This is a genomic window from Nocardia sp. NPDC049149, from assembly GCF_043197455.1.
GTDB lineage: Bacteria > Actinomycetota > Actinomycetes > Mycobacteriales > Mycobacteriaceae > Nocardia.
Genome location: NZ_JBICTD010000020.1, coordinates 63,271 through 71,682, shown reverse-complemented (window position 1 = coordinate 71,682; position 8,412 = coordinate 63,271). Strand labels below are relative to the sequence as shown.

General features: G+C 64.3%; 9 protein-coding genes. 2 read left to right on the top strand and 7 right to left on the bottom strand.

The features are described 5' to 3' along the window. Positions 1–71 precede the first annotated feature (71 nt). The 3 genes from ACGFNJ_RS43310 to ACGFNJ_RS43300 form a co-directional block, all read right to left on the bottom strand. A complete protein-coding gene (locus ACGFNJ_RS43310; protein ID WP_393462373.1) occupies positions 72–275 on the bottom strand; it encodes a hypothetical protein in 204 nt (67 codons plus the stop codon). A gap of 94 nt (positions 276–369) precedes the next feature. Next, on the bottom strand, positions 370–1,437 hold the full coding sequence (locus ACGFNJ_RS43305; RefSeq protein ID WP_393462371.1) for a flavin-containing monooxygenase: 1,068 nt from the start codon (positions 1,435–1,437) through the stop codon (positions 370–372). Positions 1,438–1,609: 172 nt separating this feature from the next. After that, positions 1,610–2,983, bottom strand: coding sequence for an FAD-dependent oxidoreductase (locus ACGFNJ_RS43300; protein ID WP_393462370.1), 1,374 nt, complete (start codon positions 2,981–2,983; stop codon positions 1,610–1,612). Between the two features lie 99 nt (positions 2,984–3,082). Between ACGFNJ_RS43300 and ACGFNJ_RS43295 the strand changes: the two genes are divergently transcribed. Further along, positions 3,083–3,949: a helix-turn-helix domain-containing GNAT family N-acetyltransferase gene (locus ACGFNJ_RS43295; RefSeq protein ID WP_393462368.1), complete on the top strand. Its 867-nt coding sequence runs from the start codon at positions 3,083–3,085 to the stop codon at positions 3,947–3,949. 130 nt (positions 3,950–4,079) lie between these two features. On the opposite strand, the gene ACGFNJ_RS43290 is transcribed toward ACGFNJ_RS43295, so the two are convergent. From ACGFNJ_RS43290 to ACGFNJ_RS43280, 3 genes are all read right to left on the bottom strand, one after another. Further along, the gene (locus ACGFNJ_RS43290) at positions 4,080–5,195 is read right to left on the bottom strand and encodes a M48 family metalloprotease (protein WP_393462366.1); all 1,116 of its coding nucleotides are present in this window, start codon (positions 5,193–5,195) and stop codon (positions 4,080–4,082) included. A 112-nt stretch (positions 5,196–5,307) separates the two neighbouring features. Further along, a complete protein-coding gene (locus tag ACGFNJ_RS43285; RefSeq protein ID WP_393462364.1) occupies positions 5,308–5,664 on the bottom strand; it encodes a hypothetical protein in 357 nt (118 codons plus the stop codon). Positions 5,665–5,924: 260 nt separating this feature from the next. Further along, positions 5,925–6,584, bottom strand: coding sequence for a papain-like cysteine protease family protein (locus ACGFNJ_RS43280; RefSeq protein ID WP_393462362.1), 660 nt, complete (start codon positions 6,582–6,584; stop codon positions 5,925–5,927). Positions 6,585–6,812: 228 nt separating this feature from the next. Here ACGFNJ_RS43280 and ACGFNJ_RS43275 point away from each other — a divergent pair, with 228 nt between their 5' ends. Next, positions 6,813–7,670, top strand: a complete 858-nt coding sequence (locus tag ACGFNJ_RS43275) for a C1 family peptidase (RefSeq protein ID WP_393462360.1) — start codon at positions 6,813–6,815, stop codon at positions 7,668–7,670. A 261-nt stretch (positions 7,671–7,931) separates the two neighbouring features. On the opposite strand, the gene ACGFNJ_RS43270 is transcribed toward ACGFNJ_RS43275, so the two are convergent. Continuing rightward, on the bottom strand, positions 7,932–8,399 hold the full coding sequence (locus ACGFNJ_RS43270; RefSeq protein WP_393462358.1) for a subtilase-type protease inhibitor: 468 nt from the start codon (positions 8,397–8,399) through the stop codon (positions 7,932–7,934). Positions 8,400–8,412: the final 13 nt, after the last annotated feature.

The window sequence follows — 8,412 nt, the reverse complement described above, 5'->3', positions numbered from 1 at the left end:
GGCCACCATCCACATCGCCGCAATCAACCAATGGCTACGACACCAATGAGGGCGGGCCAACCGGCCCGCCCTCACCACTTCGAAACACTGCCTAGGTGCAGATCCGCGGCCGCGGGCAACGTCAGCTCCTCGACGACCGGGTCATGTTCGAACCGCTGAACGAGCAGGGACTGCCACTCGGCATCCTCCCAACTGGAATAGGTCAGTCGGACAGAACGATCCAGGTCCAAGCCTGCATAGGGCTGCAGGTCGAAACGAGTGGAGTCGAACACCATACGGCCGACCCTACCGACGAGATCGCCGGCGTTCGACGACCAAACATCCTCGGTCGACCACCCCTGACGCTCGCCCGTATCCGGAAACCTCCCTTCACAGTCCGACGGCAGCAGGAGCCCGTTGGATGTGCGCGGTGAGGGCGGTGATGACGTGTTCGGCGTCGCGGTGGACTCCGCGCAGGGTGTTGGAGGAGAAGCTGCGTTGAAATTCGAGGCCGAGGTAGACCAGGCCGGGGTGTGTTGTCGAGACGCCTGCGGAGTGCAGTGGATAGCCGTCGTGGAGAGTGTCGAGTTGTTCGAGGTAAGAGAGGTTGGGTCGGTAACCAGTGGCGAAAATGATGGTGTCGACCCGTTCGCGGGTGTCGTCGGGCCAGGTGATGGTGTCGGTGTCGAAGCTGGTGAACATGGGTCGGCGGTCGAGGCGACCGGTGTCGAGGGCATTCCGATATGTGCCGGTGTCGAGGACGAGGGTGCCGCCGACGTACCGGATGAGCCATTCGGGTGGGAGTTGGTCGAAGCCGGTGGTGACGAGCCAGTGGTGGATGTCGCGGCCGTCGCGGTGTTGGGGTAAGAAGTTGATCGGGTGGTGGGTGGCGAGAGTGACGGTGGCTACCTCGGCGAGTTCGTAGGCGACCTGGATGGCGGAGTTTCCTGCGCCGACGACGATGATGCGTTGTCCGGCATAGGGTTCGGTGTTTCGATAGTCGGCAACATGGAGGGTGTTGCCGGTGAAGGAGTGTTGTCCGGGCAGCTCGGGGATGTGTGGGTTGTTGAATGATCCTGTAGCGGCGACGATTCCGGCGGTGTGCAGGGTCTGACCGGTGTTGGTGTGGACGAGGAAGCCGGTGTCGGGGTGGGTTTCGACTCCTGCGACGGCGGTGTTGGTGCGGATGTCGGCGTCGAGGCCTGCGGCGTAGTGGCGTAGGTAGTCGATGACTTCGTCGCGGAGGGGATAGTGGTCGGGGTCGGCGGGGAACGATAGTCCGGGCATCGTGCTGTGCTGGGCGGGGGAGAACAGGGTGAGGCTGTCGTAGTAGTGCGGCCAGGAGCCGACGGGTTCGGATCCGGCTTCGAGCACGACCGGGGTGAGGTGGTGGTCGAGCAGGGTGCGGGTGGCGACGAGTCCGGATTGGCCCGCGCCGACAACGATGGCGTCGATCATGAGCGGTGTTCCTTCGGAGTAGGTGTCGAGATGTTGGCGAGACCGGGGCGGCTCGCGACCTGCCCGGCGCCACCGAGGCCGAGTGTGACGGCGGCCAAGCCAGAACCACAACAGGTTTGGCGCGCGGACGGTGACGGTCCAGCCATCGGCCGACTGGGATACCGAATCGGTTTCAGCGAGTCGATGCCGCCGTCAGACCCAAGTCCTGGATCGCGACCGGCGTGGACAACGCCAGCTCCTGCGGTTCGGAAGGACCACCGCCGCAACAGCCGCCGGTCGCTTCCTCGGCGGTGGAGTCGAAAACGCCTGCGCCGCCACAGACTCCGGTCTCTGGCAGTACCAGCTCGACGCGTCCCGCGGCTTCGTGGTCTCCGGCGAGTGCGGCGGCGATGGAGCGGACCTGCTCGTAGCCGGTCATCGCCAGGAACGTCGGCGCACGCCCGTAGCTTTTCATCCCGGCCAAGAACACTCCGGGTTCGGGGTGGGACAGCTCCTTCACCCCGTGCGGGTAGACGGTGCCGCAGGAGTGCACGTTCGGATCGATCAACGGCGCCAACTCCACCGGCGCTTGCAGGACCGGATCCAGGGCGAGGCGGACCTCCGAGAGCCACGACAGGTCCGGGCGGAACCCGGTCAGCGCCACCACCCGATCCACACCCTCGAGGCGCTGGCCGGTATCGGAAACCAGTACCACAGTCCCGTCCTGCGTGGGTTCGATTGCGGCGGTGCGGAATCCGGTCACGACGTGCAGTAGACCTGCCTCGACCGCAGCTTTCGCGCGCAGCCCGAGTGCGCCGCGGGCGGGCAGTTGGTCGGCGTCGCCGCCGCCGAAGGCCGAGTCGACCTCGCCGCGGCGCAGCACCCAGCTCAACCGTGTTCTCGGTTCCTGCTCGGCGAGCCCGGCAAGGGTGATGATCGCGGTGAGTGCCGAATGCCCGCTGCCCGCGATCACCGTGTGCTTCCCCGCATAGCGAGCCCGGACGGTGGCATCATCGAGATCGGGAACCCGATACTCGATCACCCGTGCCGTGGACTCACCGAGCGCCGGAAGTCCTTCCCCTCCTAGCGGATTCGGGGTGGTCCAAGTGCCCGAGGCGTCGATGATCGCGTCGGCGAGCACTCGGTCTTCGCTGCCGTCGGCCCGACGCAGGTGTACCGAGAGCGGCTCGCTGTCGCGGCCGGCGTCCACGATCCGGTCCCTGCCTCGTCGCGCGACACCGCTCACCTCGACACCGAGCTGGACGTCATCGCCGAGCGCAGCGGCCAGGGGAGCGAGATAGTCACGAACCCACTCCTGCCCGGTGGGATAGGTGTCCGCGTTGGGTGCGGCCCAGCCGGTGACGTCCAGGAGTCGGCGGGCGGCTGGGGCGATGAGTTCGCTCCAGCGGGAGAACGTTCGCACGTGATTCCACTGCGCGATGGCCGCGCCCGCGGTGTCTCCGCGTTCGAACACCAGCGGCGTCAGGCCGCGTTCGCGTAGTTCGGCTGCGGCGGCCAGGCCGATCGGTCCGGCACCGACCACAACAACGGGCAAGTCGTTCACCATCACATGTTCCTTTCATCGACACTCATCGATCAATGACAGGAACTGTATCGACGGTTGTCGATGGATGCAACCATCGATGAGTGTCGATATAGTGTGGGTATGACTTCGCTGGATATGCCGGTCGTGCGGGGCTCGGCCGCGGATCGGGTTGATGCCCTTGCGGTGTCGGATGCGACCACCTACGCGGGATGGTTCGCCTGCCTGGCCGATCCGACCCGCGTGCGGCTGCTGCACCAGGTCGCCACCCGCCCGGCGGGAATTACCGTTGGCGAGTTGGCCGAACTGGTCGGCATCGGCCAGCCGACCGTGTCCCATCACATCCGCAAACTTGCCGAGGTCGGTTTCGTGCGTGTCCACAAAGAGCACACTTCCACCGTCGTGGTGGTGAACCCGGCCTGCTGCACCGGCCTGCCGCACGCCGCCGACGCGGTGATGGGCGTGCTCACCCCGCTGCCGTGCTGCCCCGACAATCTGCCCGCTGACGTGAGTGTCCGCGCGATGACCGACGACGACTGGGATGACGTGCGTCGTATCTACGCCGAAGGAATCGCCACCGGTAACGCCACCTTCGCCACCGAGGTCCCCGACCGCGAATCCCTTGACGCGCAATGGCTTCCCGATCACCGCTGGATCGCCGAGATCGACGGCGCCATCGCCGGATGGGCGGCCTCGAGCCCGGTGTCGGCACGCGAGTGCTACCGCGGTGTCGCCGAGAACTCGGTCTACGTCACCGAGGGCATGCGCGGGCGCGGTGTCGGAAAAGCGTTGCTGCACAAGCAAGTCATCGCCGCCGACGAAGCCGGGCTATGGATGTTGCAGACTTCGATCTTCCCGGAGAACCGCGCCAGCATCGCCCTGCACCACTCCGCGGGCTACCGCACCGTCGGATTGCGTGACCGTATCGCCCAGCGCGACGGCGTCTGGCGCGACACCGTGTTCCTCGAACGCCGCAGCCCGGTCAACTGAGCAGCAACCCTCTTCGGAACGGCATCAGCGCATCCTCCGTCTTCGTCGGACAACCGTGGCGGGCGGCGTTCGGTGGGATGTTCGCCGGGATTGCGGGCATCTTGTGCCGACGGTCGTCGGCGGCAGGCGCTCACGTGTGACGTCCGGTTTGCTCATGGAGCCAGCTGTCGACTCGATCCGATCTCTGCAGTACCTTCATCCTTCGCCGGACACAGTCGATACGTAATTCTGCAGACGGTTTGGGGATCTGGTGCGCCCCTGCGGGGTACCCGTCGGGAGTGAAGGTCTCCATGAATGTGTAGAACGCGACGAGCTCTCCTCCATATCCGAGATCGACCGCAACTCGGTCGGCGAGGAATTCGCTGCGGAGCTCGAGCAATTTCGTGACGAGCGGTTGGACGTAGCAGGGGATGGCAAGGGTCACCGCCCAAGAGAGGCCGAGGATCGGCGTCAGCGCCGCGGGCACGGCAATGCTCATGCCCACCAGCCACACCCAGCTCAGAGGAGCGGAGAGCCACACGGAGATTCGTGCCAGCGGATCGGCGACGATGCGGATCGCACCGAACAGGTAGCCCAGGACGCTCGAAACGGGTGTGGCGAACAGCGCGGAAAACTTTGCCACTTGTCCCAATCCGACCAGACGGTGACCGTACTCGTGTGCCAGGACCGCCTCCAATCGCCGCGGTTTCAGCCTCTGCAACGCACCCGTGGTGACGCCGACCAATCGTCTCGGGGCTATGAACGCGTTCAGCGCGGAATCGTCGAGTACCCACAACGAATATCGAGAGCCGTCGAATCCCGCCGCGCTGGCTACCGCGGCCCACGCGGCGGTCAGCGCTACTTGCTCGGCCTCGTTCGGACGCCGAATTCCATACGCCCATGGCGCCGTCGCCCGTACCAGCGCTACGGAATAGTAGGCAGCACAGCACAGCAACCACACCGCCGGGAGCGCGGCCGCAGGCAGCCCGAGGGCCGACCCGAGCGCGGCCTGAAGCACGGCGGTCAATACCGTTCGCGGCGACGACGCCACTAGCGCGACCACTGACCATACCCAGCGCCGCCAGGTCCACCTCGCCCAGTCGGTATCGCGCCGAGGGACGCGATCGGGATTCGAAAACACAGCCACTACCCAGAATTCGCTGTCTGACCATTCGGTCCTGGTCCGGTTCGGCGGAGTCGATACGGACCGATCGTCGGCAGGTTCCGCATTGATGCCTGACGCCAGTCGGCGAGGCGTAGTCGACATTACGGAGCCTCGACCGCCGAAACATCGGATACAGGTTGTCTTTCGGTGAAACCGGCTCGGCAGCAACGCAAGCCGCGGTCAACTGGAGTCGTAGCCCGCTGGTGCACCGAGTTCACGGTGCGGTCAGCCATTGCTTGAATTGCCTCGTGTCGAACTCTTGCCCCTTCAGGTGCGGATATGTGCTCGACCGGATCGCGGTGACACGCGTTGCGGTCCAGCCGAACCAGGTATGTGACGGGTAGTGCAGGAGTAGTCGAGCATCGCCTGCCGCCGCCTGGGCCGCTTCGGTTTCCTCCGCGCCGGTGGCCATGGCTATCGGGCTGAACGGTGGGGCCGGGCTGAGCTGCAGCGTGTCGATATCGGTCCGCGACCCGGCTTTTACCGGTACGGCGAGGTAGGCAGGGGTGCCCGCGTTGCGCAGTGCCGACTGGGAGTCGGTGACGAAATTCGGGTCGGTCGCATAAACCATGACGGGCGAACCAGCTGGCCACAGCGGCGCCGATTTCTCGGTGGAATACGCAGGGTCTTGCGATCGAAGAAATGATCCGGCAAGCTGCTCTGCCGCCGGTGATCCCAGTGTCTCGCCAATCGTCTCCGTGCCCGGATGAGCTGTCCAATCGACGCCGGTGTTGGTCGGCAATGCCGAGTTAGGGTTCAAGATTGAACATGCTGCCAAGGCCGACACCGTGGTGATCAGAAGTGCGATCATGCACAGTAGGTGTCGCTGCATTACTTTTTCATTATTCTGTAGTCTTCCCCGAACCAAATCCATTGAGAGTTCTGCGTGTAGGAGGTCAGCGTCTGCGTGACGCGCCGTTGCGCGGACGGCCATGGGTCTCCGTAAGTGATGGTTCCGGCATCAGCGTCGTAGCCATAGATGACCTGGGCGTGGCCGCCGCCCGCTGCCCAGGCGATGCCGGTGAGGATCGGGCGATTCGACGAGATCTCGTCCGCGATGGTCGCCATCGAGAACGGCGAGCCGACCGAGGCATTGAAGCCGAGCTTCCCGAATGCCGTCGCGACCTCTTCGAGAGAAGCATTCTCGTTGGGGCACTTGCCTTTTGGGCCGACGCCGTGCACCAGCTTGCAGTACTCGTTCTGGTTGATCGCACGGCCGTGGTAATTCGCTATCGATGCGCCGTCGGCGGCCCAGCACCACTGGTTGAATTCCTGCACTCGCTGGAAGTACCACAACGTCCTCGATCCGGATGCCGCCGCCCGCGGCTCCATGACGGCGGGTAGTCCGGTAGTAATTTTCAGTCCGGCCGGCCGGCCGCTGAAATCTTTCTCATCCGGCGCAGGCGCGGCGGCCGAATTGGCATGCCCCAACAGGACAGTCGCCATCACCGCCACGATCACTGGGGCAATTCGTTTCCGCTCCAGCCGCATTCGGGCACCTCTTTCCGGATCAGCAAACGTGCTGACGCACATCGTAAGACGGTCCGGCGCGGTCGTAACAGTATGAACATCTTGAACGCCCTTGCCGCACGCCATGGTTGGGCGAAATATTGGTTTCCTCCAGTAAGAAATTCCGAGGGTCCCGCTAGGTCGATCTGGCAATTATGGGCGGGCCGTACGACTGGAGCCTCTTAGTAAAATGTTTGTAAGGAGAAACCAATGCGTTACTCATGCCTGCCCGCAGCAATGGCATTCCTCGTTGGCGTCGGAATAGCTTCGGCGGGATTCGCAACCGCGCAGCCTGCCCCGCCGCAACCGGTCAAGCACCACGCTTACGGCCTCGACGTCAAGGCGGCGAAGGCCCATCTGGGCACGGACACCAGTGTCGGGCGGGCACTTCCGGTTCGCGTCGGCGACCTCGGCGATCCGCCGCCGTCCTACTCGCTGGAAAAGTACACCCTGCCCGCTGGCGACCAAGGTCAGGTCGGGTCGTGCGTCGCCTGGGCGACCGGCTACACCGGCTACGGCGTGCTGATGAACGAACAGAACATCGCCAACGGCCCGATGGCACCGATGTTCACGTACTCGCAAATCGCCAAGGGCAACGATCAAGGCACCTGGGCGGGGGTTGCCCTGCCGATGCAGCAGCGGCAGGGCATCGACACCAAGGCTGACTACTGGCAGGGCGATTTCGACTACACCACCCAGCCGGACGCCAAGGAGCGGGCGAACGCCGCGCGCTACAAACTCTCCGGCGCGCAGGACCTGAGTTCCGGAAACCGGGTGGCCAATGTCAAAAAGGCGATCGCTGCCGGTCTCCCTGTCCCGATCGGCTTCGATGTCAAAGAAAGCTTCGAGAACTTGAACGAGCGCAACTACAACTACAACCCGCGGCCCGGCGAGCGCAGTGTCGGGGGCCACGAGGTGACGATCGTCGCTTACGACCAGAAGGGCGTCACCATCGAGAATTCCTGGGGATCCGGCTGGGGCCACCACGGATTCTTCACCGCCCCATGGTCGTTCATCACCAGCCAGGATGTGGACGAAATCCACTCCATGGGCAGGCTCGTCCAGTGATCCTCATGCCGTGAAGGTTCAGTCGTGAAGGCTGGGCTGGACCGCCACCTGAATGGCCTGGCTCCTGTTGACAGTTTCGTCGGCAGGGGCCAGGCCATTCGGCTACATCGAGCAGTTCTGCCTTACCGATCCTCCGGGTGCACGAAAAATCTTCGCAATCCGGACGTTTCGCCTGGGTATCTCACCCAGTCGAACGCCGCGAACCCAATTGTCTTGTGCGACAGCCCAGTTGTCGCGCCGAGGGCGCGGGTGGGACCGAGCTCAGAAGTTGAACACGTACTTGCTTTTTCCGGATTTCATGCAGTTGTTCGGAAAGGTCTGTCGGTACGATACCGGCACGCCGTTCCAGATGCCTTGTGCGGTAACGGTTACCGGCTTGTACATTCGCGTGCAGAACCGCTGGGGCACATCGCGCAACTTCTCGAAATCGCCGGCGAAGGCCGCTAGTTCGGCACAGGCCTGATCCGCCTGCGGGTGGGTGCCGGAAACGACCGGCGAACACACCAGCACCACGGTGCGCTGATTGGTGACAGCGTTCACCGAATCGTCGTCGCCCACAGTCAACGACAGCGCCGAGGGCCCGCCGCCATTCGCCGACTGTGCCTGCGCCGGTGACCCCGACACCACGGCCAGGATTGTCGCGAGACCGACTCCCGCACTTGCGATTCGAAGCCCAATAGCCATAGCCGATCCCTTTCCTGTGTCAGCCCCAGTTGTACCGATCACCATTCACGGTAGCGCT

Bases quoted from the DNA above. Each gene is read 5' to 3' on its own strand.
- ACGFNJ_RS43275 (WP_393462360.1), top strand. From the start codon at position 6,813: ATGCGTTACTCATGCCTGCCCGCAGCAATGGCATTCCTCGTTGGCGTC.
- ACGFNJ_RS43280 (WP_393462362.1), bottom strand. From the start codon at position 6,584: ATGCGGCTGGAGCGGAAACGAATTGCCCCAGTGATCGTGGCGGTGATG.
- ACGFNJ_RS43310 (WP_393462373.1), bottom strand. From the start codon at position 275: ATGGTGTTCGACTCCACTCGTTTCGACCTGCAGCCCTATGCAGGCTTG.
- ACGFNJ_RS43305 (WP_393462371.1), bottom strand. From the start codon at position 1,437: ATGATCGACGCCATCGTTGTCGGCGCGGGCCAATCCGGACTCGTCGCC.
- ACGFNJ_RS43295 (WP_393462368.1), top strand. From the start codon at position 3,083: ATGACTTCGCTGGATATGCCGGTCGTGCGGGGCTCGGCCGCGGATCGG.
- ACGFNJ_RS43290 (WP_393462366.1), bottom strand. From the start codon at position 5,195: ATGTCGACTACGCCTCGCCGACTGGCGTCAGGCATCAATGCGGAACCT.
- ACGFNJ_RS43270 (WP_393462358.1), bottom strand. From the start codon at position 8,399: ATGGTGATCGGTACAACTGGGGCTGACACAGGAAAGGGATCGGCTATG.
- ACGFNJ_RS43300 (WP_393462370.1), bottom strand. From the start codon at position 2,983: ATGGTGAACGACTTGCCCGTTGTTGTGGTCGGTGCCGGACCGATCGGC.
- ACGFNJ_RS43285 (WP_393462364.1), bottom strand. From the start codon at position 5,664: ATGGTTTATGCGACCGACCCGAATTTCGTCACCGACTCCCAGTCGGCA.